Source organism: Alkalihalophilus pseudofirmus (assembly GCF_029094545.1).
GTDB classification, from domain to species: Bacteria; Bacillota; Bacilli; order Bacillales; family Bacillaceae_D; genus Alkalihalophilus; species Alkalihalophilus pseudofirmus.
Map to the genome: position 1 here is coordinate 1,197,356 of NZ_CP117835.1, position 25,682 is coordinate 1,223,037.

A 25,682-nucleotide genomic window follows, 5' to 3' on the forward strand; every position below is an offset into this window, starting at 1 on the left:
TCATGAACACATTATTTGACGTGATGCAGCTGCTTAAAAAATATGGAATTTTTATTTATACGGGAGAGCGGGCTGTTGACTTAGAGTTGATGGAAGAAGAAGTTCGTGAACTGTATGAAATGAAAATGATTGAAGCAGAAAAATTTCAAAAGGCATTGCTGCTTATTAGACGTGAAAAAACTTAAGCATGAAAAAACAGAATAGTAAAGGTGGAGTATAACGATTGAGTACAACGACGAAAAAATGGTATGTAGGTGTTGACCTAGGCGGGACAACAATTAAGATGGCGTTCATTACTTCATACGGTGAAATTGTATCAAAATGGGAAATTCCAACAAATACCGAGGATGGCGGAATTCATATCACGATGGATATTGCAAAATCCATTGATCATAAATTGAACGAGCTAAACCAAGAAAAAGAACATTTAGCAGCGATCGGCATGGGGGCTCCTGGCTTTATTGAAATGGAAACAGGATTTATCTATCAAGCTGTTAACATTGGGTGGAAAGACTTCCCTCTTAAAGACCGGCTTGAAGTGGAAACAGGCCTTCCTGTGACAGTTGATAATGATGCAAATATCGCAGCATTAGGAGAGATGTGGCGCGGTGCTGGTGATGGTGCCAAAAATCTTCTTTGCGTTACGCTTGGGACAGGTGTTGGTGGCGGTATTATCGCTAATGGACAAATCCTTCACGGTGCTAGCGGGATGGCTGGAGAGATCGGCCATATTACATCTGTTACAAAGGGCGGTGCTCCGTGTAATTGCGGGAAAACAGGCTGCTTAGAAACGATTGCTTCTGCAACAGGTATTGCCCGGCTTGCTACTGAGGCAGTTGCCGTATCAAATGAACCTAGTTTATTAAAGGAACAGTTTGATACATTAGGTTCTTTAACTTCAAAAGATGTATTTGAAGCACTTGCTAAAGGCGATCATTTAGCAGAACGAGTATTGGATGAAACGGCTTCTTATCTTGGCGTAGCAATCGCGAACCTTTCAAATGCACTAAATCCAGAGAAAATTGTCATTGGCGGCGGAGTATCAAAAGCTGGCGATGCATTACTTGAGCCACTAAGAACCTATTTTAATCAGTATGCATTAGAACGTGTGGCGAGCAGTGCCGAGTTTAAAATTGCGACTTTAGGTAATGATGCAGGTGTAATCGGCGGTGCTTGGCTGGCTAAACAAAAGCTGAATCAGACACATTATTAAGAGCTGCTACATACTATAAAATAGGACAACTCATATACATGACCACCGTTTTGTTGGTCATGCTAAGACTAATAAGACTACAGGAAGATTATAAAAAAATAAAAAGATATGAACGGACAGAGAGGACGAATAACAACAATGACTGACTATCGAACGGAACGCGATTTATTAGGTGAAAAAGAAGTGCCAAAGGATGCTTATTACGGTATTCAAACGATGAGGGCACGTGAGAACTTTCCTATCACAGGATATCCTCCGCACCCTGAATTAATTCGCGCTTTTGGTTATGTGAAAAAAGCTGCAGCTATGGCCAATCGTGATGTTGGAGTGCTGCAAACAAATATTGCCGATGCAATCATTACTGCAGCTGAAGATGTCATTGAAGGGAAATTAAATGATCAATTTATCGTCGATTCGATTCAAGGCGGTGCCGGTACTTCATTCAATATGAATGCAAACGAAGTCATTGCTAATCGTGCGATTGAAATTTTAGGCGGGGAAAAAGGCGAGTATATGAAAGTAAGTCCAAACACACATGTGAATATGGCGCAATCGACAAATGATGCTTTCCCAACGGCTATTCACATTGCAAGCTTAAACTTAGCTAAAGGGCTTACGGATTCATTAAATGAGTTAATCGAAGCGATGCATGAAAAAGAGAAAGAATTTGATGACGTCTTAAAAATGGGACGAACTCATCTGCAAGACGCGGTGCCTATTCGCTTAGGACAGGAATTTGGTGCTTATAGACGAGTTCTTACAAGAGACCTAGGCCGCTTAACTCGCTCAGTCGAGCACCTGTATGAAATTAATTTAGGAGCAACTGCTGTAGGAACGGGACTTAATGCAAAAGTTGAATATATTGATAAAGTTTCTAAGTATTTAGCTGATATTACAGATCACCCATTTGAAACTGCAGAAGATTTAGTTGATGCGACTCAGAACACCGATGCGTATACAGAATTATCAAGTGCGATGAAAATTATGGCGATTAACTTATCAAAGATTGCAAATGACCTTCGCCTAATGAGCTCTGGACCGCGGACAGGCTTGAATGAAATTAATTTGCCGCCAAGACAGCCAGGTTCATCTATTATGCCAGGAAAAGTGAATCCGGTGATGTGTGAAGTAATGAACCAGGTGTCATTCCAAGTGATAGGAAACGATCAAACGATCAGCCTTGCTTCAGAAGCAGGTCAGCTTGAGCTAAATGTCATGGAGCCGGTGCTTGTATTCAACCTTCTACAATCGCTGTCGATTTTACAAAATGGAATGAAAGTATTCCGTGAATATGCGATTGAAGGAATTACAGCAAACATTGAGCATTGTCGTGAGATGGTTGAGCGCAGTGTAGGGATTATTACAGCGATTAATCCGCATGTAGGATATGAAGTGGCGACACGTATTGCAAAAGAAGCCATTCAAACGGATCGTCCTGTTCGTGAAATTTGTCTGGAAAGAGGCATTTTAACAGAAGAAGAACTAAATGAAATTCTCGATCCTAAAGAAATGACGAATCCAGGAATTGCAGGAGCAAGGTTTATTTACGGCTAAATCTAAAAAACACATTATCCCTTTTTAGGTGGTAATGTGTTTTTTTTATTTCGTTAATGCGTTTTGTGAAACTTTTTACTTGAATAAACGTCTAATTAAGTAGAGGTTAGAATTTAATTGGATAGAAAATGAAAAAAATTCCTACATAAATCACAAAATAATGCTCTAAGATTATTGTTGTTCCATCAATCCCATGCGATAATGTGAAAATACTAGAAAGAAAGGAGGGGGAATATGCGGCGTTTGATTATTATTTTGTTGTTTGTAGTTCTTTTGGCTGGTTGTTCCCGTGAAAGTCAGCCCCTGCCCGAATCCACTGTTAATTTAACACCAAAGCCCGCTGCGTCCTCCTCTTATTTTCAGAGTGATACGATAAAACCCATCCAAGAATCAAACGGTATAGCAATGATTAGTGAGTGGTTTGATGAAGATACAATTTTATATGTTGAGGAGAAAGACCAATTATCTACCTTGAAAAAATATCATCTTTATTCTGGCCTTGAGGAACCTTTCTTTGAAACGGAAGAGTGGATTACAGAGGTGGAAGGGAACGAGGACCTTACGTTATTTTCAATTGTTACGTATGATGAATTTGACCAATCCTCAATGTATGTGATTGATGCAGAAGGAAATAGACAGCTAGAGCTTCAACACTTTGGGGATAGTTATACAGTATATTGGAATCCTTACAAGCCTAGTGAGATGATGCTCATTACGTATTTGCCTGATTGGAATTTTGACGTGTTTCATGTCAATGTCGATGAACAGACAGTGACCGCAATAGAAATCCCGCAAACGTATTTCCAATGGGTAAATGAAACTCAAATTGCCTACTTAAATTGGGACGCTGCAGCACCTAATTATGAGGCACCGCTTGTTTTATATGATCTAGGTACAGGTGAGGCTGAAGAAATGGAAAAGCCGCTTATTACTTTTATGTCTTATAGTGATCACACTCAGCTCGAGGTTTCAGTTGACTCCATGTATGAACTGTATACAACGTATACATTTAAATCAGAAGGTGCAGAAGAAATAAGTGAACTTGAGATGCCGATTTTAAATACGTATTCTGATTTGTGGTGGATTCCCTTTCATATGTACGACTCGGATGAAGGGGACTTTTATTATTTACGACCAAAGTACAGCGGAGACTATTTCAGTTACGAAGATGGCTACAATTTATTGAAATACAATCCAAGAACGAATGCTGAGGTAAGCATTACCGAGCTTGAAGATCATTTGCCAATTAAGCTCTCCCCAAATGGAGGGAAAATGCTGATTGGTAATAGGCTCGAGGAAGTGATGGAGCTTAAAAATAAGGAGAAGGTAACCCTATTTTAAGAAAGCTCCCGTTAAATCATTGCAATTTTTATGCACTCTGTCATAATAGGGGTGTAATCAACTAAATAAAAAGCTGTAGAAGGCTAGGGGTGCCCGCTTAAGCAGGCTGAGAAAAAGGTAGTTTCCTTTTACCCTTGTACCTGATCTGGTTCGTACCAGCGTAGGGAAGTCGACTGCAAATGAGTGAATCATATGTAGCCGTGTCCCATGCGTTTTTGGGATACGGCTTTTTATATGCTGAAATCATATAGGGGTGAATAGAATGAAAGATTTTAAACTATACGCGATTACCGGAGAAGAATTTCATCAGGGACGTGACTTAATTGAAGTAATGGAAGAAGCTATTTTAGGCGGAGTCGATATTATTCAATTAAGAGATAAAAAAAGTAAAAAAATTGATGTGCTTAAAAAAGCTCAAGCATTACGTGAATTAACAAAGAAACACGATGTAACATTTATCGTAAATGACCATATAGATGTAGCGCTTGCTGTAGATGCAGACGGTATTCATGTAGGACAAGACGATCTTCCCCTGGCTGAAGCGAGAAAAGTGATGGGTCCAGACAAAATCATTGGTATTTCTACGCATAAAATCGAAGAAGCCCGTGCGGCTGAAGCAGGTGGAGCAGACTATATTGGAGTCGGTCCAATTTTTGAAACAAAAAGTAAAGAAGATGTAGTAGATCCTGTGACAACCCAATACATTCAACAAGTGGCCAATGAAATCACAATTCCGTTTGTAGCAATCGGCGGGATCAAGCTGCACAATGTCGATCAAGTATTAGCTGCAGGTGCCACGCGTGTCTGTATGATCAGTGAGATTGTCGGAGCAGATGATGTTAAAGGGACGTGCGAAAAATTTATTGAAATCCTCAAGTAATCTTACAGAAAGGAAGGAGGCAGACAGATGGAATTAATCATTAATGGTGAAAAGGAAACGATTCAAGCTGACACGCTGCTTGATGTAGTAACGCATTATCAATTAGAAAAGCATCTGGTCGTAACTGAGGTTAACGGGGAGATCATTGACCGAGACAGTTGGGCCGAGACGAAAGTAGAAGAAGGTATGAAGATTGAATTAGTGCATTTTGTTGGAGGAGGATGATGACAATGAAATCATCAAAGTTAGTCATAGCTGGTAAAGAATTATCATCAAGATTTTTTCTTGGGACGGGGCGTTATCCCAATCCATTTGTTCAAAATGAAGCAATCCGAGTATCAGAAGCGGAAGTATTAACATTTGCGATTCGCCGTGTGAATTTAGATGCTCCGAGTGAGGATGCGATCCTGCAGCATCTAGATCAAGATTCATTTACTTATCTTCCGAACACATCAGGAGCTAGTAATGCAGAAGAAGCAATCCGCATTGCAAGACTAGCGAAGGCATCAGGGATCAGTAACTGGATCAAAGTGGAAATTAGTGCAGATGAAAAAACATTGCTTCCTGATCCTATCGAAACACTAAAGGCGACAGAAACGTTGGCAAATGAGGGTTTTGTTGTGCTTCCTTATACATCAGATGATCCCATTTTATGCCGTAAATTAGAAGAGGCTGGGGCAGCTGCCGTTATGCCTGGAGGTGCGCCGATTGGTACAGGGCTTGGTGTATTAAATCCGTACAATATTGGCTTAATAGCAGAAGACTCTAACGTGCCGATTATTGTAGATGCTGGCTTAGGATCTGCAAAAGATATCGTTGAAGTAATGGAGCTTGGGGTTGATGGTGTCTTAATGAATACGCCCGTAGCAAAAGCGAAGGATCCGGTGAAAATGGCTCATGCAATGAAGCTTGCGATTGAGGCAGGACGTGCATCTTATGAAGCAGGCAGAATTCCAAAGAAGAAGTACGCGACAGCAAGCAGCGGGTATGAGTCCCTCATTTCGCGATAAAAACAAAAGAGGATGTGAAGATCAATGACTCATCGTGTGATCGTCCTCGGAGGCGGTGTGATCGGACTTGCTTCGGCATTAGAACTTTCTAGGAAAGGTCATGACGTGACTGTTCTTGAGAAAGTGCGCTGCGGGGGACAAGCGTCTGGTGCGGCAGCTGGGATGCTTGCTCCTTACTCTGAAATAGGGGAAGACCCTGATGATTTTTTTAGATTATGTCTTGCTAGTTTAAGAGAATATCCAGTTTGGCAAGAAGAAGTCAAAAAGATCAGCGGACACGATTTTGAATATACAAATAGTGGAAGTCTTCATGCTGTGTACCATGAAGCGGATCTATTAGCACTTAAAACAAGGCAGTCTTGGCAAAGGGAATGGGGGGCAGAGGCGGAGCTTGTTGATGCGACTCGGATAAAGAAGCTTGAACCTCATCTTTCTAACTCTATTATAGGAGCGATGCATTATCCGGAAGAAAGCCATGTTTTTGCTCCGGATTATGTACGAGCTCTTGAAGAAGCATGCCGGAAAAATGGTGTAACGATTGCTGAGGAACTTGAAGCAGTAAAGGTTCACAGCTGGAAGGATGAAATTGATTTAGTATCAAAGGACGGTCAGAGGTTTCAGGCTGAACGACTCGTTATCGCCTCAGGTGCTTGGTCAAAGGAACTTGAAGAAACCTTCTCCTTAAATCTCCCTGTTTATCCGATACGCGGACAAATTTGCGCTTATGAACTAGGAGATAAACAAGTGAATCATATTGTTTATACTAGCCAAGGGTATTTGGTTCCTAAGGCAAATGGGACGCTTGTAAACGGGGCTTCTGAAGATATTGCAGGTTTTAAGACGGATGTTACAGAAAAAGGAATAGCCCGTTTAACGAATTGGAACAAAAATATCTTTCCTTTCTTAACAGATCTCAAGCCGTTTCATACATGGGCTGGATTAAGACCAGCAACGCAGGATGGCTACCCTTTTATCGGTCCACACCCGAATGCAAAGCATATTATTTTTGCAACAGGGCATTATCGTAATGGAATACTTCTTAGCCCTATTACCGCTAAAATAGTGGCTGCATTGCTTAGCGATGAAAAGACGCCTGTACCAATCGAAACGTTCGCACCGGATCGTTTTACATACTAAATAATGAATGAGACAAATGTAATAACTGAAACTTAAGGTAAGAAAGAAGGAGAATAGTTATGACGATGGCAAAAGTTTTAACCATAGCAGGCTCAGATTCCGGGGGGGGAGCTGGAATTCAAGCAGACCTAAAAACGTTTCAAGAACTTGATACGTTTGGAATGAGTGCAATCACTGCCCTGACAGCTCAGAACACTTTAGGTGTGCATGGTGTGTTTCCTCAATCACTTGAAGCAATTGAAGCGCAGATTGATGCTGTTCTCTCTGATATCGGAGTAGACGCTGTTAAAACGGGCATGTTATTTTCTGCAGAAATCATTACGCTTGTTGCAAAAAAATGCAAACAGTATCATGTCCAAAATATTGTCGTCGACCCGGTTATGGTTGCTAAAGGCGGAGCGGTGCTGCTTCAGGATGCAGCTACTGAAGCATTAATTAAAGAACTGCTGCCGATCGCTGCAGTTATCACACCAAATCTTCCGGAAGCGGCTAAGCTTCTTCGTACAAAAGAGATGGAGACACTTGAGGAAATGGAGACAGCAGCAAAAGAATTGCACAAACTTGGACCAAGATATGTGGTCTTAAAGGGCGGTCACCTAAAAAATGGGCCGGCAGTGGATCTTTGGTTTGACGGAGAGGAACTTCATTACTTGGAGACAGAGCGGATTGAGACGAAGCATACTCACGGTACCGGCTGCACGTATGCGGCTGCCATTGCAGCGGAACTCGCAAAAGGAAATTCAATTAAAGATTCCGTTCAAACCGCGAAGCTTTTTATTACGGAAGCCATCCGTCATTCTCTTTCAATTGGGGGAGGCATTGGACCTACGAATCATCATGCTTATAAGAATTCTCTATTATGATAGGATATAGTTAAAGTGAAAACTTGTTTAAGTCTACTCATATGATCTAATCATTTGGGTAGACTTTTTGTTTTATTTGTCCATCCTGTATAATATAAACATCCCAGTTCGAAATACGATCAAAATCGTCGAGGAAACCGAGGTGAGTTATGGAGATTATTAAGTGGAGCAATGTAAGCAGTGAACGGCTCAATAAAATTTCATTTACTGTACTGGAAAATCAAATTGTTACATTAATCGGGCCTTCTGGAGCGGGTAAAAGCAGTCTCTTGTATTTGATGAACCGTTTAGATGATAAGAGGTCAGGTTCAATTACATTTAAAGAAAAAGAGATTGAAAGCTACCCTATTGTTGAGCTAAGGCAGCAGATCGGAATGGTGTTTCAATCACCTGCATTATTTGATGGGACAGTTTCAGAAAATGTATCTTATGGGCCGAATCTTCATAATAGAGATTGGTCTGATGAAAAAACCATTGAGCTTTTAGAATCGGTTCACCTTTCTCCTGAATTCATACATAAACCTATAGATGAATTATCAGGCGGAGAGCAGCAGCGCGTTGCTTTCCTGAGAACGCTAGCAAACGAGCCTGAGATTCTATTGCTGGATGAAGTGACAAGCGCACTCGATTTACGCAATGTGGAATTAATTGAAGATTTCATCCGGACATTACAGAAGAGAGGCAAGACTATTTTCATGGTGACGCATGATGTCGAACAGGCAGAGCGCCTAGGAGATCAAACCTTTTATTTGGAAAAAGGCGAACTGATTGAAACCGGTGAATCTAAGGAGTTTTTTAGGTCTCCACAAACAGAGCGTGCAAGGAGATTTTTGTATCGTGACGGGGAAGGGGATGAATAAATATGGCTCCAGAAATTTCAAATGTATCAATGCTATTTCTCATCATTTTTGTATTAATACCCGTTTCATTATCTTATGTCTATTCATTGAATTTAGCAGGGAGCATCACCTGGTCCTCATTTAGAGGAGCAGCTCAATTATTCTTAATAGGGTATTTATTAACGTTTTTATTCGAGCTCCCGCCCTTAATTGGTATACCGATTATGCTGAGTGTTATGATTACAGTGGCTGGTTTTCATGCGGCTAAGAAAGGTCGTGGCATTTCTGGCGTACTGCTTTTGATTTTTGGCATTTTAGTGACTGTTGAGCTTACGGTCCTCTCTATGTGGCTTGGATTTGATATGATTGAGTTTACACCAGAACAAGTTATTCCAATGAGCGGCATGGTGATTGGGAACAGCATGGTAGCCATAGGTCTTGCAATAGAGCGAATGAAAAGTGAATTTAACGAAAATCATAATCGACTCCTTGCAGCTCTCTCACTCGGTGCTACACCTAAAGAAGCCACACAGCCGATTATCAAGCGGATTGTCCGTGCTGCAATGATTCCTAATGTAGATGGGTTAAAAACAATTGGACTTGTACAGCTTCCTGGAATGATGACGGGACTGATACTAGCGGGAGTATCACCTCATATTGCAATTCGTTACCAGATAGTCATTTCTTTAAGTATTTTTGTTGCCGTATCAGTTAGTGCGATGCTTGTTACGGTGTTTACGTACAGAAAGTTTTTCAATCAGAACTTACAATTAAAACGGGTGAATGACGACGGATCAGTGTAGGTAAGCAGATATAAAAGAAGTAGATAAAAAGGGGAAACGACCAACATGTTTAACGGGAATAAACTAGTGTTAATTTTACCGGCTATTTTGATGGCCATTATGTTCTGGGGAGGCTATCATTTCTTAGGTGAAAATGAAACGCTGACACATGAACAACTTAAAGAGGAAACGGGTTTAGTTGCTGAGGCAGATGATACTGGGAATGGATGGTTAGTAAACATTAACTGGGAATGGTCTTCTATGCCGGATGGCGGCCTATATGGTGAAGATTATGTAAGTGTAGCCGTACTAGATGAGGAAGGTCATGCAAGAGAAGACATTACATTTACAGATATGAAGCTTGAATTAGTTTATGGAGACGAAGTGATCTATGAAACCGAAGGCGAAGCCGTCAGTAACGGAGTCATTTTTGCCTATCCTAATGAGATTCAGGAACATCAAAGCCTAGGAAATAATGGACAGGCTGTTGTTCGCTTGAATGGTGATGAGATAAATAAAGAGGATATTTCAATCCGCATGCTCCATACGTGGGTTAACCATAGTCCTTTAACAAAAGAAGATGCATTATTTTCAAATCCTGACTTTAGTGGGGCTGCCAATGTTCCGTTCTGGATAAAAGAAGAGACACCTGCACAGCAATCTAGCCAATAAAGAGAGGGGATAAGCTAGATGATGATTCGGGGATTGTCTTATCAGCGAGGAATTTTCTTTATGGGTAAGACACATATAGCCTGTTCCTATCACGATAAAGGCCGGCTTGTGACATGGATTAAGCCTTATGAGACAAAAACAGTCCTTATAATGGCAAAGCAGATCATTTTGTCAATGCCCTTATGGTTCAAGGCTGTTGTACTAGCATGGATAGCTCTAGTATTCGTCCCTATACTGCCATTGGCAATAGGGTTGAATGAACTTCCGTTTTACACGCTGCTCTATCTAATGTTTGGCACGCATTTCATGTTCCCGAACAGTTTAAGAAAATACCACGGAGCGGAGCATAAGGTGTTTAGTGATCGGGGAGTTAAGCGCCGGGGGAGGTTATACCGAATAAAAAAAGCAGCCATAACAAATCGCTTTTGTTCAACAAATATTGTAGTGATCTACTTTTTAAGTGTGATAAGTTTATGTATCATTTTCCTGGCAGCTGGATTACAGGTAACGGATGCACTTATGTACAGCTCGTATGCAGCGCTTCTTTTCATTCCGCTTCTTCAGTTCGTGATGAGAGGAAAGATAGCAGGGTTTAAATGGCTTCAACAATTCATTTTAACCATCTCTTATTGGCTGCAAGAGAAAATTACCACAGCAGAACCAGAACATAAGCATTTAATATGTGCGATACAGTCTTACAGGACGCTCGCTAAAGAAGAGTTTCCAGAACATCTAGCAGCGCGGAAAGTGATGAAAAAGAAGGAGGAAAAACATATGGCAATTGTTGATGTTACGGTTATACCAATTGGAACGGAGACACCGAGTGTGAGTCAATATGTAGCTGAAATTCAGAACGTGTTATCATCATACGAAGATAAAATCACCTATGAATTAACACCAATGAGTACATTGATTGAAGGAGAGCTGCCAGTCTTATTTGAAGTTATCCAAGCTATTCATGAGGTGCCGTTTAAGCATGGATTAAAGCGTGTAGCAACGAATATTCGTATTGATGACCGCAGGGATAAAGAGTCAACGATGCAAAGCAAACGTGCATCAGTAGAAGCTCGCATGAAACAGCAACCGAATGATTCTATTGAATAACTCAGTCGAATAATTCAATCAAATAATCCAATCAAATAAATCTATAGAGAATAGGCAATAAACTCACAAAAAAAACGAACCGATTGGTTCGTTTTTTTGTAAGAAGTTATAATGTTTTCACCATCGACACATGCGGGATACCCGCATCAAGAAATTCATCCGAAGTGATTTCATAACCTAACTTCGAGTAAAAGGGTTCTGCATGAGTTTGAGCATTCAGCTTTACCTTTGAAACACCAAGATTCAGCGCCTCTTTTTCCATTTCATTCATTAAAAAACGTCCTGCACCAGTGCCGCGTGCATCTTTTGCCACACATATACGTTCAGCTTTAGCGTACCCATCAACCAAGCGTAAGCGTCCTGCACCGATTGGTTTTGAATAGATATCTTCTGAACCAATTGTACGGTCGTTTTCATACATGACAAAATGAATGCTTTGATCTTCTAAATCATCTACTTCTTCCTCTTTAGGTACGTTTTGTTCTTCTACAAATACCTTCGTTCGAATGGAATAAGCATCTTTTAACTGTTGATCATTCATAACTTTAACTACATTCATCTGTTCGTTATTCTCCTAAGCGATAGGTTTCATAAACGGTCCAAGAACCATTTTCTAATTGATACAGCAGCTGCATGCGATCAATCACTTCATGGTGTTCAATTTTTTTCATTTTTAAACGTCCTACAACATCTGCCACTTCGTCATTTGATAGGTCTTGACCAATCGTCACATGAGGAATGAACTTATATTTTGTGTTTTCTTCAAAAGGTTCTTGATGAAGCTTAGCATATAATTCAGAAAGCGTTTCGTGCTCTTTAATTTTAAAGAAAATCGTATTTGATTGTGGAGAAAAAGTATCTACTTTATACACATCAATTTCTACAGGTGATGAGCTTTTAGCAATGTCCCTTAATTTAGATGTAATGTAGGGAAGATTATCATCGCTAATTTCAAAGGGCTCTTTAACTGTAATATGCGGTGGAATTAAAGCATAATGGGAATCATAGCGCATACGGAATGAATTCGCTAAATCTTGCAATTTCTTAGTTGGAAATAATGCAATACCATATTTCATTGACCTCATCCTCCTCAATCTCGTTTTATTTATCATACAGATACTTACTAAAAATGTCTATTGGCTCTTAGTCCTTTTTGTAAAAAACAGCAGTCGCATCAGTTTAATCAATCATAGTTCAATCAATCATACGGAAGGAGAGTAGTGAGGGCGCGCGGTAAATCTTTTTGCCAGTAAGTCCACGTGTGATCTCCTTCAAATTCAAAGTAAGTGTACGGAAATTTCTTCTCTGTTAATAATTCATTTAATTCACGATTTGGAGAGAGGAAATCTAGCACCTTTCCATCGGTGGTTTTGACTTCCGTTTCTTTTGTACCAATGACATGATAGATCGCAATTGATTCAGTTTTAGTACAATTTGAAACGGCATCAAGCACCGTTTTATTAACGTATGGAGAATGCATCATTACTTGTCCAAACAGGCTCGGATATTCGATTGCTGCCATTAAAGAGATCGTAGCTGCAAGTGAATCACCAGCTAATGTTCTGCTTGCTGCAAGTTGATGAGTTGGGAATTTTTCATCGAGATAAGGGACTAATTCATGTGCCAAAAATCGAATATAAGCTTCAGCTTTTTCACCATCAGGGTGATAGCGCTTTCTTCTTTCATCAACGCTTGGATAAGGGACACCGACAATAATGACATCTCGAAGTTCAGCCTCTTCAATTAATTCCTCAACTTGTCTTGGAATACGCCCCAATTGAAAATAATCATTCCCATCTTGACAAATAAGCACATCATACGATTTTAGTGGAGTGAAATTTGGTGGAGTATAATAAAGTATTTTTTGCTCTGTTTGTAGATACTCACTGTTAAATGTTTCTTCAAAAAGAGTACCTTCATAAGGTCTTGCCATCTGTGCCAATCCTTTCTTATTACTAAATTTAATGAAGTGTTTTTATTTACCGTATATCAGGGTACATATTCATTACGTAATGGTTTTATTTTAACATAATTCATGTCTAAAAGCCTTTTTGAAAGCTGCATCAAAGGAATGATGCACGAGGAATGACTATTCAGTAAATTATGATAAAATAGAGAAAAAAGAGGGGGATGTAACATGAAGACACCTGTACATTGTGAAGTAGTAGAACAGGCAGCTAGAGAAAAATTAAAAAATAGAGGTGTGTCCATTGATGACATTGCATCGATCGTTTATGATCTGCAACGTCCGTATAATGCGCATGTCACACATGAGCAATGCTATGAGAGTGTGGATGCTGTATTATGTAAGCGTGAAATCCAGCACGCCATCTTAGTTGGAATTGAACTAGATGAATTAGCAGAAAAAAAGCAGCTGTCAGAACCGCTGCAGTCTTTAATTGATACAGATGAAGGGTTATTTGGTGTAGATGAAACGATTGCACTAGGCTCTGTTTTTGGGTTTGGAAGTATAGCTGTAACGTCATTTGGCTATCTTGATAAACAAAAAGTCGGGATTATTAATGAGCTGGACAAACGTAAATCAGAAGTACATACTTTCCTAGATGATCTTGTGGCTAGTATCGCAGCAAGTGCAGCAGCAAGACTTGCACATCGGCTGCGTGACATTGAAGAAAACCGCCGTCTTGAAGATATTAAAAAGCGAGAAGATGAAGAGTTGATCGGTTAAATAAGGCTTCCGCTGCATGTACTCCCTTTCCACGGAGAGTCCCGAAGCCTCCTTATCGTTCCGCTCTTGTGAGTTACCTATCAGTAAAAATCGCCCTGCCATAGTTGTTGATTTCCGCTGCAGGCACACGCTTTCCGCGGGCGGCTCGGGAGCTTCCTCGTCGCTACGCTCCTGTGGGATCTCCCTGGTTACGCGCATCCCGCTGGAGTCGGTGCCTTCCGCTACAATCAACGGAGCGAGCAGGTTAATAAGTGGTTCCTATCATTTAAAGCAGGTGTTCAGTGATTTATCTTTTATAGTGAAGATAATATAATTTTGGTCCGCTCTAAATAGAAATCATCCCACTAAATCCGTTTCATGGACAGTACTTAGCGGATGAAATATGTGGAGACTTCTGTGGGGCCTAGAGCAGGAGTGAGATCCCACAGGGCTTTAGCCCGAGGAAGCTCACTGGCTCCCCACGAAAAGCGAAGCATATTTCAGGAGCGGCGAGCTTGCACTGTCCAGGCCTCTTCGTTGCCTGAGCAGACAGAATTCAGTATAATAGAAGATATTGGATGAAAGAAGGTTTGCTCTAGTGATGAAATCGTTGCCGAAGTGGATCTACTATAAACAAACGTTTCGTACGAAATTTCAAGCAGGGTGCATTAAAGCAAAGCTTGAAGATAATTGGATGAACGGCTATGAAGTTGGGCCATTAGTTGAGGTCCGCAAACTCAAGACGAATAAGTACATCGTTCGTTACACATATGATGAAACGGTATAAAAAAGTCTTAAATAATTATATACCAAAAAAAGAGCTGAGACGGCATGGCCGTTTCAGCTCTTTTGCTTTACTTCTCATTAACCATATTTTCAGGGCGAACGAATGTATCAAATTCTTCGGGTGTTATATAGCCGGTCTTCTCCGCTGCTTCACGTAATGTTAAATTTTCGTCAAAGGCGAGTTTTGCAATCTTTGCTGCTTTTTCATAACCAATGTGCGGATTAAGAGCAGTCACAAGCATTAACGAATTATTTAAGTGATCTTTCATTTTCTCCTCGTTAATTTCTAAGCCCGCTAGACAGCGGTCATGGAAGCTGGCCATGCCATCACGAAGTAATTCGATTGATTGAAGCACATTGTATATGATGACAGGCTTAAATACATTTAATTGAAAGTGTCCCTGACTAGCAGCAAAGCCGACGGTTGCATCATTTCCAAACACCTGAGCGCATACCATCGTCAGTGCCTCTGCTTGAGTAGGGTTTACCTTTCCAGGCATAATGGAACTACCAGGTTCATTAATAGGAAGTTGATATTCGCCAATTCCTGATCTCGGACCAGAGGCTAAGAGACGAATATCATTTGCGATTTTAAATAAATTTGCTGCAAGTCCTTTTAAGTTTCCATGCAGGCCTACTAAAGCATCATGACTGGTAAGCCCATGAAAATAATTCGTAGAAGAGGTGAATGTTGTACCTAATTGAGTAGATAGCTGCTTACTCACGGCTTCGCCAAAACCCTTAGGAGCATTAAGACCTGTCCCGACAGCAGTTCCGCCGATTGTTAGAATTCTCACATGTTCAAGGCTTTCTTCAATCATTTTTTTACTTGTCTCAAGCATATGTCTAAAGCCGCTGATTTCTTGTGCTACTGTTAAAGGAGTAGCATCTTGCAAGTGAGTACGGCCGATCTTCACCACATCTTGAAATGCTTGTTCTTTCTCTTTACATGTCTCAATCATTCGATCAATTTCTTTATAAAGAGTTTTTTCAACAGCAAAGACTGTAGCCACATGCATGGCTGTTGGAAAGGTATCATTTGAACTTTGTGAACGGTTCACGTCATCATTAGGATGAATGAATCCTTCTTTTGATTCGTTAGCTAATCTAGCGACTACTTCATTAACATTCATATTTGATTGAGTACCGCTTCCTGTCTGCCATACAACCAGAGGGAAGTGCTTTCTTGCATCTTGTTCTAGAAGCCGCTGAATGGAATCAATAATGGCTGCTGCTTTTTCTTCTTCTATTGCTCCCAATTCTTTATTTGCAATTGCGCACGCTTTTTTAAGGTGAAGAAATGCTGTTATAACCTCATTTGGAATTTTTTCTTTTCCAATTGGGAAATTCTCTAAGCTTCGCTGCGTCTGTGCACCCCAAAGTTTATCATCTTCCACATACATTTCACCTAAAGTATCTCTTTCTATCCGTTTACTCATCTAGAAAACTCCCTTCTCATTACTAAGATGTTCAAAAGTAACCCTACTTCATACATACCCTAAAATGTGAAAATTATTGATTCGATTTTACCAGGGATTCCTATTTACAAGTTCGGCCGTAATTGATATAGTAAGGGAGAAGTTCGGACGTCTGACATCTAGACAAGCGTTTACAAATTTCGACACCGCTTTCAAGAGCCATTCATTTTTTTAAATGGCAAGTAAGCGTTTTCAGTTTGACTTTATGAATGATGGGTACATATAGGTAGTGTTCATGAAGCATCCTAAAGACGTTGATTCATTGGTTTCTTGTGAAGGCGTTTTCTTAAACGAGTAATGCAGGTGATCTGGCGATTTGAGCAAGTGACTCGCTAATAAATGAAAAAGAGGTGCGGTATCATGAATTTTTTATGGGGAATTGTTGGGATCATTACGGTTTTTGCTGTTGCATATCTGCTCTCAGCTAACCGAAAAGCTATTCGCCCTAGAACAATTCTAGGAGGATTAGCTATCCAAATTGGTTTTGCTTTATTGGTCTTAAAGACAACAATTGGGCAGCAAGCCTTACAAAAGCTAACAGAAGGGGTTCAATGGATCATCAGTGCTGCAAATGAAGGAATTGATTTTGTATTTGGTGGTTTCTTTGATGGGACTGGAGTAGAATTTGTATTTGCTATTAACGTATTATCTGTTGTTATCTTCTTCTCAGCTCTCATTTCTGTTTTATACTACCTTGGTGTTATGCAGTTAATCATCAAATTTATTGGTGGAGGACTTGCAAAATTACTTGGTACATCGAAGACTGAGTCAATGTCTGCAGCTGCAAACATTTTCGTAGGACAAACAGAAGCACCTTTAATTGTAAAACCTTACTTAAACAAAATGTCACAATCAGAACTTTTTGCTGTTATGACAGGGGGACTTGCCTCTGTAGCGGGTTCAGTATTGATTGGTTATGCGCTGCTTGGAGTTCCGCTTGAATACCTGCTTGCAGCTAGTTTCATGGCAGCTCCAGCTGGTCTGATTATGGCAAAAATGATTGTACCTGAAACAGAGCGTACAACAAATGATGTGGATGACTTTAAGCTTGCTAAAGATGAGGATACAGTAAACATTATTGATGCAGCTGCTAAAGGGGCTAGTACTGGTTTAACTCTTGCGCTGAATATTGCAGCGATGTTAATTGCCTTTGTTGCGTTAATTGCTTTAATTAATGGGCTCCTTTCATTCCTAGGTGGTTTTGCAGGACTTGAGAATTTAACGCTTGAACTGATCTTAGGATATGTATTTGCACCCCTTGCTTTCCTTATTGGTGTACCTTGGGATGAGGCAGTAATGGCAGGAAGCTTCATCGGTCAAAAGCTAGTAGTTAACGAATTCGTAGCTTATTTATCTTTTGCACCGGAAATTGAAAATTTAAGTGAAAAAGCAGTTATTGTTATTAGTTTCGCACTTTGTGGTTTTGCTAACCTTTCTTCACTTGGTATTTTACTTGGTGGTCTTGGGAAGCTTGCTCCTGAACGCCGCGGAGACATTGCACGCTTAGGTCTTCGTGCAGTAGCTGCTGGTATGCTTGCATCATTATTAAGTGCAGCAATCGCGGGTATGTTAATTTAATAAATTACGTGAATCTGCATATGTGCCTCATAGCGCATATGCAGATTTTTTTGTTATCTAAAAAAGTGATATTGACAATTTCCAAACATATACATATACTAACTGTATTAGGTGTACTACTTTAAATAGTACACTATAGACACCGAGGTGGTGAATACATGCTTATAACGATTAATCCTAAAAGTCAAAAGCCGCTCTATGAGCAAATCGTTCAACAAATTAAAGAGCTGGTAGCAAAAGGAATTTTAGAAGAGGAGGAGCAGCTGCCGTCTGTTCGAGATTTAGCTGCGCAAATAGTGATGAATCCAAACACTGTAAGTAAGGCATACAAAGAACTAGAGCGACAGGGTGTGATTGTCACCATAAGAGGCAAGGGAACCTTTGTAGCCGAGCAGTCGTTGAGAGAAGTTGATCCAAAAGAACGTCAGAAGATCCAAGAACAACTTCGTCAGCTTGTTATTGAAGCTAATTATGCAAACGTAGGAAGGACAGAAATGATCGAATGGATTGAAAAAGAATTTGAAGCATTGGGAGGATCACGTGATGCAGATTAAACAAGTGGGGAAAAACATTAAGCAACGATCGATATTAAATGAAATTACATTTGATATTGAACCAGGAAAAGTGACTGGTTTAATTGGGCGGAACGGTGCGGGGAAAACAACTCTGCTGCAGTTAATGGTAGGTATTCTTAAGCCTGAAGCCGGTGATATTTTAGTTGGAGAAAAAAGCATTTATACTCATCCTGAAGTAAAGCAGGATATCGTCTTTGTACCAGATTCCCCGGAGGCGCTCAAGTCATATTCAATCAAAGAAATATGTCTGCTCTATAAAGAAATCTATCCGAAGTTTGATGAAGAACTATTTAATTCCTTATTAGACCGCTTTACTCTCCCAAAGAGCGGAAAGGTGGGGTCCTTCTCTAAAGGTATGAAAGCTTTGTTTGCACTTATTTTAGCTTTTTCGACGAAAGCGACCTATATTTTACTAGATGAACCAACAGATGGACTTGATGTCATTGTAAAAAAACGAATTCTGCAATTTATAGTAGAGGCTGTAGCAGATTTTGAGGTTGCGGTTGTCATTTCTTCTCATCGTCTAGATGAATTGGAGTACTTAGCAGACAGCATTATTATGTTAAAGGAAGGCAAAGTGTCACGTACTTATTCGCTTGATTCAATTAAAGAATCATACAAAAAGGTTCAAACTGTTTTTCCTCATGGTATGCCTGAATCAATCTCAAAGCTTGGCACAGTTATTAATGAAACAGGAAAAGTGTATATTCTTGTCTTTGAAGACACGGAGAATAATGGAATTGAAAAAATAAAAGAAGCTCACCCACTATATATGGAAGAGCTGCCGATGACATTAGAAGATTTATTTGTCGCTAAACTTGGAGGTGAGCAGTTTGTCGGTTAAAGGATTACTGCGAAAAGAATGGAAACAGTCAAGAGCCATTTTATTTCTCATCACACTATTATTTCTTTTCCATTTTCCGATCAGAGCAATGGTGAGCATAGAAAACTGGAGGGAAGAAGTTCGTTCAGCCCCTGCAGAAGCAATGAATTATTTAGAATGGTCGGTGCACAGTGCACTTGGAATGAGTGTATTTTCACTCGTAATTATTGTCCTTCTCGTAACTCTTGCCGTACAGTTGATCGGTTCAGAAAGAAGCACAAGACGTCAGGACTTTGCTTTTGCCTTGCCTTACAGGAGGCGTACGATGTTTTTAGTGAAATGGTTGATGGGTGTAGTACCCGTTCTCGTTCTCTATCCAATTACCTTTCTTTCAGCTTACTTTATGATCGTATCATCAGAATTTGGATTCCATTTAGATGGGGTAAACTTTCTTGAGGCGTTCATGCTCCCATTATTAGGTTTTATTGCAACCTACAGCTTTACGCTGTTTATTGGAACCATTACAGGCGAGATGATTTCACAAATTGCCTTAACCTTTATTTTCACTATTTTCCCTGTAGGTATTTTGGTATTAGTAGGGTACTTTTTTGAAGTAAACTTTAATAATGGTTACTTTTTTGGCAGGATTTCAGAAGAGGCTTCCCGCTTTATCTGGCCGATCTATACGGTTTATAACCCGACATCTGCGATGGGGGATGGGGAATTTATGAATCTATGGATTCCGCTTGCAGCTACACTCCTGTTTGTTGGCGCAGGTCAATGGCTATATGAGCAAAATCATAGTGAATTTAATGGGGAGTTTCTTATCTTTAAGCAACTCGAACCTATTTTCCGAGCAGGGATCATTGTTTGTTTTGCTTTACTTGGCGGAATGGTCGGTTCGGGTCTTGTACCATGGAGCTTAAAAAATGGAAGTATCTTAGAGCTTGTTTTTTACTGGGTTGGTGCTGCTATCTTTACGTACTTGAGCATTTTATTAACGAAGCGCCTATTTTCCATGAATATTACGATTAAAGGAAAGTAAAAACGAAAACAAGCTGCCCATTTTGGCAGCTTGTTTTATTTACGCCTGAAATAATTTTAAATACGCACCGTAGCCTTCTTTTTCAAGATCTTCTTTTGGAACAAAGCGAAGGGCAGCTGAGTTGATGCAATAACGCAGACCATTTGGACCAGGGCCGTCATTAAACACATGGCCTAAATGAGAGTCGGCGTCTTTGCTTCTGACTTCTGTACGAATCATAAAATGCGAACGGTCTTCTTTTTCAATGATTTCTTCATCTACGATCGGTTTAGTAAAACTAGGCCAGCCGCAGCCCGCATCATATTTATCTAAAGAGCTGAATAATGGTTTACCAGACACTATATCCACATAGATTCCATCATCATCTACATTATAATACTCGTTGCGAAACGGAGGCTCTGTCCCGTTATTTTGAGTCACTTCATACTGCATTGGCGTTAATCTCTCTTTTAATTCTTCTTTGTTACGACTCATCTTTTTTAGCCCCCCAGTTGTTTTTAATAAATGCTGCTCGTCCTGAGCCTTTATGATACATCATGTAATGAAATGGATTTTTCTTATAATAGTCCTGATGGTAATCTTCTGCAGGGTAAAAGGTTTGTGCAGGAAGAATTTCTACTGCAATGGGTTTAGTAAACCTGCTGCTCGCTTGCAGTTCAGTTTTTGATTTTTCTGCGATTTCTTTTTGCTCGTGGTCATGATAAAAAACAGCCGGCCTGTATGAGTCTCCGCGGTCATGAAATTGTCCGCCTGCATCAGTTGGGTCGATTTGCTGCCAAAAAATCTCCACTAACTGTTTATAAGAGAAGATCTCAGGATTGTATGTGATTTGAACCGCTTCATAATGACCAGTCGTCTCAGAGCAGACTTCTTTATACGTTGGATTTTCTGTATGCCCGCCTGTATACCCTGAGACGACAGATTCAATCCCCTCATAGGAGTCAAAAGGCTTTACCATACACCAAAAGCAGCCTCCTGCAAATGTTGCTTTTCTAAAAGCTTCTGCCATGCTGCAACACTCCTTACTTAGTATAGTGCTTAGTATATCATGATAGGCACATACATGACTTAAGATACGCTTATGTAATGAATTAGTAAGGTTTAGAAAAGCGAATATTCTACTTCTCCTACAAGAAAGTTCGTGCTATGATAGATTCTTGGCGCAGTTTTTAAGACTGACGCTGGGTGGGAGAGGGATTCAACGAAAAGAGTTGAATGATACACATGAAAGGGGTATTTGAACGGTTTGATTTAGATGGTCACGATACGACCATCAAGCGAGAGGTGACAGCAGGACTTGTTTCCTTTTTGACGATTGTTTATATCGTTGCTGTCAACGGCGTCATTTTGGCTGACGCAGGAATTCCATTAGAGGCTGCCATTGTGGCTACCATTGTCACATCACTAGTAGGCTGTATTTTAATGGGCTTTTGGAGCAATGCACCGATCATCTTGGTGCCAGGTATGGGCGTTAATGCCTTGTTTACCTATACGTTTGTCCATGCATTGGGACTGACTTGGCAAGAAGCACTTGCAGCTGTATTTGTGTCAGGATTGATTTTTATTGCGATAGCTTTTACAAAGCTTGCACCTATTTTAAGTGCTGCAATTCCTCAATCATTAAAAGATGCGATTACAGTCGGTATAGGATTATTTTTAACCTTTATCGGACTGCAGAAAGGCGGATTGATCCAAGCAAATGAAGAGACCTTTATCCAGGTAGCACACTTAGGCGACCCGCTGCCGTTTGCAACGATTCTCACATTGCTCATAGCAGTCGTCTTATTCATTCGCAATGTGCCTGGGAATTTCTTGATTACGATGGTGGCAGGAACGATTCTTGCTGTCTTTATCGGCGTAAAGCCGAGCCAAGGTACATCAGAAGGTTTCTCTCTAGCTAGTTATGGATCGTTATTCGGAGAATTATCCTTTGGCGGTATTGCTACTCTTGCCTTTTGGATAGCTGTATTTTCAATGACTATGGTATTAGTATTTGAAAATCTCGGGCTGATTCATGGTCACTTGCAAATGACAGGGCATCCTGAGAAAGGTAATAAAGCATTAAGAGCGAACGCATTTTCTGCATTATCCTCTGGTATCTTTGGTACAAGTCCAACAGTTGCTACAGTCGAGACTGCAGCGGGGATTTCAGCAGGAGGGAGAACTGGCTTGACCGCTATTGTGACAGGATTGTTATTTGGGGTTACGTTATTTATGATTCCTCTTATAACGGCGGTGCCTGATAGTGCAATTGCCCCTATCTTACTTGTCGTTGGCGGATTGATGGTACAAAACATTAAGTCAATTCCGTTTCATGATTTCTCAGAAGGGTTTCCGGCCTTTTTAGTGCTGGCGCTGATTCCTTTAACATATAGCATTGCTGAAGGCATGGCATTTGGATTTATTGCTTATCCAATTTTAAAAATGGCGATCGGAAAAGCAAAAGAAGTCCCTGTACCGTTGTACTTCATTGCGAGTTTGTTTTTAGTTCACATGATCCTTCATTCAGTAGGGGGATAAAAGAAGAAGCTGGTTCCTAAATCCGGAACTGGCTTTTTTGATATGAGTAAATTAAACTTGTTGTAATAAAAAGCAGGGGGAAGATGAATGAATAGGTGTAAATGGGCAAAGGATGATCCGTTGATGATCGATTATCATGACCATGAATGGGGACGTATAATAAGAGAGAACGAATTATTGTTTGAAGCTCTGAGCCTTGAAGTCTTTCAAGCAGGCCTCAGCTGGAGAACGGTATTACATAAGCGTGAGCGGTTCCGAATCCAATTTCATAGCTTTAACATCGAAAAGGTTGCTTCTATGACTCCCGTTGATGTGGACAGGCTGCTTAATGATGCAACGATCATTAGGCACAGAAGGAAGATAGAAGCGACAATTGTAAATGCAGAGATTCTATGTAACCTTTTAGAAGAAGAAAATAGTTTCTATGAGTGGATTCAGAAGCTGCCGAAAGAAAAGGAAGCAGCTTGTAAGGCATTAAGCAAGCTATTCAAGCATGTGGGTCCCACGACAGCAGAAAGTTTTTTTATGGCAATAGGGTATTTTAAGCCCGTTCATGACACAGACTGTTTTCTGCATCAAAAAGGGAGCATGGTTTAAGTTAATAAACCATGCTCCCTTATATTATTCTCTCACTCCTGTTTCTGTAATAACGACTTCAGCTTTCACATTAATGTTGGCGTTAGGATAATAACTTTCCCATTCCTCTAAGTTAAAGTGATAGGTTTTTCCCTTCACTCGACTCCCCATTCCGATCGGATCTATATTATTTTCTTGAAATAAAGAGATAAGCCGGCTGGCATCTGATTCAAGCTTTTCAGTTACTTTCACGGTAATCTCCTTTAATTTTTCTGGGCTAATTTCTTCACCTGAATATTCATTAACTTTTCCTTTGAATTTTATAAGGAGATCGATATCAGGCGTGTTCGTCCCTTTTTCAATGGTATATTTAGTTTTTGAATGAATATTTCTTAACACAGCAAATTCATTTTTCTCACCCAGCTCAATTTCATAAGTGCCATTTGCAAAAGGTTCTAACAATATTTTCATTACAAAGGAATCAGTTAAATTAAGTTTACCTACATAACGATCCCCTTTAAATAAGGCAACACCGTCTACTTGCAGATGTTCTTCTGACTGTTTAAGATAAGGCATAAACGGATCTCTTCCATCTTCATAATAATACTTCATAAACAAATGGAAGTTTGCCTGAGGTATATTTTGTCTTTCCATATTTTGTTCAATTAACTCAGCAATATACGATGCCACTTCCATTTCAAGGGGATACGTGGTTTCTAAAATTTCTTTTGTTGAGCCTGCCGTTAAAGCAACGAAGTTTCTCATTCCAATCGTAGCATCGCGGGAAAAGGTATCAAGAATAGGCATGATTCCCGTCTTCTCTGCGAGTTCTTCATTAAATAAGATGGTTGTTATCTTGCCGCTGTGAAGAGGTCTAGAGGCTTGGGCGTTTAATTCGAGCCTTGCATCACGGCTCGTCTTCGCTACAGCTGAAATGATTTCACTTTCTATTGCACCCTCCATATTATAGACGGGTAAGCTGACCGTCCCTTCAACCCGGTCTTCGTCATAATAATCATAACCAATTGAATGAATCAGCTGAACTTCATCTAAAATCATAGTTTGTACACATCCATTTAAAAACAGAATACTTAAACACATAATTAGTACTAATCTTTTCATTTTCTAAGTTTCCTCCTTAACGTTAATATGAGGAATAGGAAGGGGATGTATAAGTAGACAATATAAGTCCCAGTGAAAGATACATACGTATTTAAAGCATCTATTTGCGCTCTTGTAGTAAATGCTATTGTGATAATAAATGCCATTAAACTGATAATTATGATTGCTTTCCGGTGAGAGATGTTTATTTGTCTTTTAAGGGCCCGGCTAGCACCCCACAGTCCAAGGGTAATATTTGGCATAACGACAAACATCCAGGTAGCAATGCCCAAATACTCAAACCGTTCGATAAAAGGAAGCTCAAGAACTTTCCAGGCACTTAAAGTAGGCCATATCGTGGTAGCAAGCTGCTTCTCGCTGTAGAAAACAAATGTAACAATAGTCACTGTTAGATAAATAAACGTGGTAAACATAATTCCAAAATGGGCAAACTTTTGAGATTTTTTTGGTTCTTGAATAAATGGATAATAAATGAGTAAAAGTTCAGGACCTAAAAAACTTAAGGTCATTGCTTTCGTCGCTTCAATTTGAGCTTGAATACTTGTATCAAATAGTGGCATGAGATTTCGATAGGTAGCAAACTCAAGTGGTGCTAAGGCAGAAAAATAAAGAAACAATGGGATAACCACCCCCAAAAAACAAATACCTGCGACAACTCTGAAACCGCTTGTAACAGCATAATATGCAATGAGAATTATACTTAAGGAAATAGCCCAAGTTGGAAGCTCCGGGAAAATCCAAATTTGTACAACCTCAATATACGTACGTAACACGGTCATAGCTAAGAAAGTAATATAGATAAGAAAGACAAAAGTTAATAAGCCGCCAATCCATTTTCCGAATGCATTCTTATGCACAGAAACCAGGTCTTTATCTTTGTCATTTAAAATACTATACATAAGCCAGACTACAACATGGAATAAAAACCCAGTTAACAGAACTGACATCCACGCACGAAAGCCTGCAATGTCAGCGATATACCGAGTGAAACCTAAAACACCCACACCGACTTGCATCGAGTGGATTAAATAAAATACCAGATAGGGAGGGATCATTAGTGCTTCTTTCGGTGTTTTTGCAGGTACAGTGTTCATGGTCATCAAGATCCCTCCTTTC

General features: G+C 40.0%; 29 protein-coding genes, 1 pseudogene and 1 riboswitch. Of the genes and pseudogenes, 22 read left to right on the forward strand and 8 right to left on the reverse strand.

Annotation, left to right across the window (positions count from 1 at the left end; genetic code table 11):
- Window positions 1–2: 2 nt before the first annotated feature.
- The 14 genes and pseudogenes from PQ478_RS06165 (at window position 3) to PQ478_RS06230 (ending at window position 11,395) form a co-directional block, all read left to right on the forward strand.
- On the forward strand, window positions 3–185 hold the full coding sequence (locus PQ478_RS06165; protein ID WP_289236165.1) for a YqgQ family protein: 183 nt from the start codon (window positions 3–5) through the stop codon (window positions 183–185).
- A 98-nt stretch (window positions 186–283) separates the two neighbouring features.
- Window positions 284–1,213 carry an ROK family glucokinase gene (locus PQ478_RS06170; RefSeq protein ID WP_049779914.1) on the forward strand — a complete coding sequence of 310 codons (930 nt, stop codon included), beginning with the start codon at window positions 284–286 and terminating at the stop codon, window positions 1,211–1,213.
- Window positions 1,214–1,351: 138 nt separating this feature from the next.
- Complete coding sequence (gene aspA, locus PQ478_RS06175; protein ID WP_012958216.1) at window positions 1,352–2,767, forward strand: aspartate ammonia-lyase; 1,416 nt, start codon at window positions 1,352–1,354, stop codon at window positions 2,765–2,767.
- 234 nt (window positions 2,768–3,001) lie between these two features.
- The gene (locus PQ478_RS06180; protein WP_289236166.1) at window positions 3,002–4,108 is read left to right on the forward strand and encodes a YqgU-like beta propeller domain-containing protein; all 1,107 of its coding nucleotides are present in this window, start codon (window positions 3,002–3,004) and stop codon (window positions 4,106–4,108) included.
- A 75-nt stretch (window positions 4,109–4,183) separates the two neighbouring features.
- Window positions 4,184–4,292, forward strand: a riboswitch (TPP riboswitch).
- Between the two features lie 78 nt (window positions 4,293–4,370).
- Window positions 4,371–4,988, forward strand: coding sequence for a thiamine phosphate synthase (gene thiE / locus PQ478_RS06185; protein ID WP_075684267.1), 618 nt, complete (start codon window positions 4,371–4,373; stop codon window positions 4,986–4,988).
- Between the two features lie 27 nt (window positions 4,989–5,015).
- On the forward strand, window positions 5,016–5,213 hold the full coding sequence (gene thiS / locus PQ478_RS06190) for a sulfur carrier protein ThiS (RefSeq protein ID WP_075684268.1): 198 nt from the start codon (window positions 5,016–5,018) through the stop codon (window positions 5,211–5,213).
- A 5-nt stretch (window positions 5,214–5,218) separates the two neighbouring features.
- Window positions 5,219–5,998, forward strand: coding sequence for a thiazole synthase (locus PQ478_RS06195; RefSeq protein WP_031311355.1), 780 nt, complete (start codon window positions 5,219–5,221; stop codon window positions 5,996–5,998).
- A 24-nt stretch (window positions 5,999–6,022) separates the two neighbouring features.
- Complete coding sequence (thiO, locus tag PQ478_RS06200; protein ID WP_289236167.1) at window positions 6,023–7,135, forward strand: glycine oxidase ThiO; 1,113 nt, start codon at window positions 6,023–6,025, stop codon at window positions 7,133–7,135.
- A 59-nt stretch (window positions 7,136–7,194) separates the two neighbouring features.
- Entirely contained in the window at window positions 7,195–7,998 is an 804-nt protein-coding gene (thiD, locus tag PQ478_RS06205; protein WP_289236168.1) for a bifunctional hydroxymethylpyrimidine kinase/phosphomethylpyrimidine kinase, read from the forward strand.
- Window positions 7,999–8,147: 149 nt separating this feature from the next.
- The gene (locus PQ478_RS06210) at window positions 8,148–8,858 is read left to right on the forward strand and encodes an ABC transporter ATP-binding protein (protein ID WP_075684271.1); all 711 of its coding nucleotides are present in this window, start codon (window positions 8,148–8,150) and stop codon (window positions 8,856–8,858) included.
- A 2-nt stretch (window positions 8,859–8,860) separates the two neighbouring features.
- A complete protein-coding gene (locus PQ478_RS06215) occupies window positions 8,861–9,640 on the forward strand; it encodes an ABC transporter permease (protein ID WP_289236169.1) in 780 nt (259 codons plus the stop codon).
- A gap of 45 nt (window positions 9,641–9,685) precedes the next feature.
- Window positions 9,686–10,291 carry a hypothetical protein gene (locus tag PQ478_RS06220; protein ID WP_289236170.1) on the forward strand — a complete coding sequence of 202 codons (606 nt, stop codon included), beginning with the start codon at window positions 9,686–9,688 and terminating at the stop codon, window positions 10,289–10,291.
- Between the two features lie 21 nt (window positions 10,292–10,312).
- A pseudogene (locus tag PQ478_RS06225) lies at window positions 10,313–10,990 on the forward strand (DUF1385 domain-containing protein); the annotation flags it as partial.
- Window positions 10,991–11,065: 75 nt separating this feature from the next.
- Window positions 11,066–11,395, forward strand: coding sequence for an MTH1187 family thiamine-binding protein (locus PQ478_RS06230; protein ID WP_238457449.1), 330 nt, complete (start codon window positions 11,066–11,068; stop codon window positions 11,393–11,395).
- A 106-nt stretch (window positions 11,396–11,501) separates the two neighbouring features.
- Here the strand turns inward: PQ478_RS06230 and PQ478_RS06235 are convergent, their stop codons facing one another.
- From PQ478_RS06235 to PQ478_RS06245, 3 genes are all read right to left on the reverse strand, one after another.
- Window positions 11,502–11,954 (reverse strand): GNAT family N-acetyltransferase, encoded by a 453-nt coding sequence (locus PQ478_RS06235; protein ID WP_075684274.1) that lies wholly within the window; start codon window positions 11,952–11,954, stop codon window positions 11,502–11,504.
- A gap of 7 nt (window positions 11,955–11,961) precedes the next feature.
- On the reverse strand, window positions 11,962–12,471 hold the full coding sequence (locus tag PQ478_RS06240; protein WP_012958228.1) for a YjcG family protein: 510 nt from the start codon (window positions 12,469–12,471) through the stop codon (window positions 11,962–11,964).
- A gap of 122 nt (window positions 12,472–12,593) precedes the next feature.
- Window positions 12,594–13,328 (reverse strand): esterase family protein, encoded by a 735-nt coding sequence (locus PQ478_RS06245; protein ID WP_075684275.1) that lies wholly within the window; start codon window positions 13,326–13,328, stop codon window positions 12,594–12,596.
- Window positions 13,329–13,532: 204 nt separating this feature from the next.
- Here PQ478_RS06245 and PQ478_RS06250 point away from each other — a divergent pair, with 204 nt between their 5' ends.
- Entirely contained in the window at window positions 13,533–14,084 is a 552-nt protein-coding gene (locus tag PQ478_RS06250; RefSeq protein ID WP_012958230.1) for a phosphatidylglycerophosphatase A family protein, read from the forward strand.
- Window positions 14,085–14,664: 580 nt separating this feature from the next.
- A complete protein-coding gene (locus PQ478_RS06255) occupies window positions 14,665–14,850 on the forward strand; it encodes a hypothetical protein (RefSeq protein ID WP_031311357.1) in 186 nt (61 codons plus the stop codon).
- A gap of 67 nt (window positions 14,851–14,917) precedes the next feature.
- On the opposite strand, the gene fumC is transcribed toward PQ478_RS06255, so the two are convergent.
- Window positions 14,918–16,288 (reverse strand): class II fumarate hydratase, encoded by a 1,371-nt coding sequence (gene fumC, locus PQ478_RS06260; protein WP_289236171.1) that lies wholly within the window; start codon window positions 16,286–16,288, stop codon window positions 14,918–14,920.
- Window positions 16,289–16,687: 399 nt separating this feature from the next.
- Here fumC and PQ478_RS06265 point away from each other — a divergent pair, with 399 nt between their 5' ends.
- The 4 genes from PQ478_RS06265 to PQ478_RS06280 all read left to right on the forward strand — a co-directional run bounded on the left by PQ478_RS06265 (window position 16,688) and on the right by PQ478_RS06280 (window position 20,348).
- The gene (locus PQ478_RS06265; protein ID WP_012958233.1) at window positions 16,688–17,905 is read left to right on the forward strand and encodes a NupC/NupG family nucleoside CNT transporter; all 1,218 of its coding nucleotides are present in this window, start codon (window positions 16,688–16,690) and stop codon (window positions 17,903–17,905) included.
- Between the two features lie 158 nt (window positions 17,906–18,063).
- A complete protein-coding gene (locus PQ478_RS06270) occupies window positions 18,064–18,459 on the forward strand; it encodes a GntR family transcriptional regulator (RefSeq protein WP_289236172.1) in 396 nt (131 codons plus the stop codon).
- Complete coding sequence (locus PQ478_RS06275; protein WP_289236173.1) at window positions 18,449–19,324, forward strand: ABC transporter ATP-binding protein; 876 nt, start codon at window positions 18,449–18,451, stop codon at window positions 19,322–19,324. The genes PQ478_RS06270 and PQ478_RS06275 overlap by 11 nt, the downstream gene beginning before the upstream one ends.
- Window positions 19,314–20,348 (forward strand): ABC transporter permease subunit, encoded by a 1,035-nt coding sequence (locus PQ478_RS06280; RefSeq protein ID WP_022626918.1) that lies wholly within the window; start codon window positions 19,314–19,316, stop codon window positions 20,346–20,348. The genes PQ478_RS06275 and PQ478_RS06280 overlap by 11 nt, the downstream gene beginning before the upstream one ends.
- Window positions 20,349–20,387: 39 nt before the next feature.
- On the opposite strand, the gene msrB is transcribed toward PQ478_RS06280, so the two are convergent.
- Together msrB and msrA are read right to left on the reverse strand one after the other, a co-directional pair.
- A complete protein-coding gene (msrB, locus tag PQ478_RS06285; protein ID WP_289236174.1) occupies window positions 20,388–20,822 on the reverse strand; it encodes a peptide-methionine (R)-S-oxide reductase MsrB in 435 nt (144 codons plus the stop codon).
- On the reverse strand, window positions 20,812–21,357 hold the full coding sequence (gene msrA / locus PQ478_RS06290) for a peptide-methionine (S)-S-oxide reductase MsrA (protein ID WP_289236175.1): 546 nt from the start codon (window positions 21,355–21,357) through the stop codon (window positions 20,812–20,814). The genes msrB and msrA overlap by 11 nt, the downstream gene beginning before the upstream one ends.
- Before the next feature lie 215 nt (window positions 21,358–21,572).
- Between msrA and PQ478_RS06295 the strand changes: the two genes are divergently transcribed.
- Window positions 21,573–22,868, forward strand: a complete 1,296-nt coding sequence (locus PQ478_RS06295) for an NCS2 family permease (RefSeq protein WP_289236941.1) — start codon at window positions 21,573–21,575, stop codon at window positions 22,866–22,868.
- 87 nt (window positions 22,869–22,955) lie between these two features.
- Window positions 22,956–23,465: a DNA-3-methyladenine glycosylase I gene (locus tag PQ478_RS06300; RefSeq protein ID WP_289236176.1), complete on the forward strand. Its 510-nt coding sequence runs from the start codon at window positions 22,956–22,958 to the stop codon at window positions 23,463–23,465.
- 24 nt (window positions 23,466–23,489) lie between these two features.
- Here the strand turns inward: PQ478_RS06300 and PQ478_RS06305 are convergent, their stop codons facing one another.
- Both PQ478_RS06305 and PQ478_RS06310 read right to left on the reverse strand, forming a co-directional pair.
- Window positions 23,490–24,566, reverse strand: coding sequence for a Ger(x)C family spore germination protein (locus PQ478_RS06305; RefSeq protein ID WP_289236177.1), 1,077 nt, complete (start codon window positions 24,564–24,566; stop codon window positions 23,490–23,492).
- On the reverse strand, window positions 24,563–25,666 hold the full coding sequence (locus PQ478_RS06310) for a GerAB/ArcD/ProY family transporter (protein ID WP_289236178.1): 1,104 nt from the start codon (window positions 25,664–25,666) through the stop codon (window positions 24,563–24,565). The genes PQ478_RS06305 and PQ478_RS06310 overlap by 4 nt, the downstream gene beginning before the upstream one ends.
- Between the last annotated feature and the right edge of the window lie 16 nt (window positions 25,667–25,682).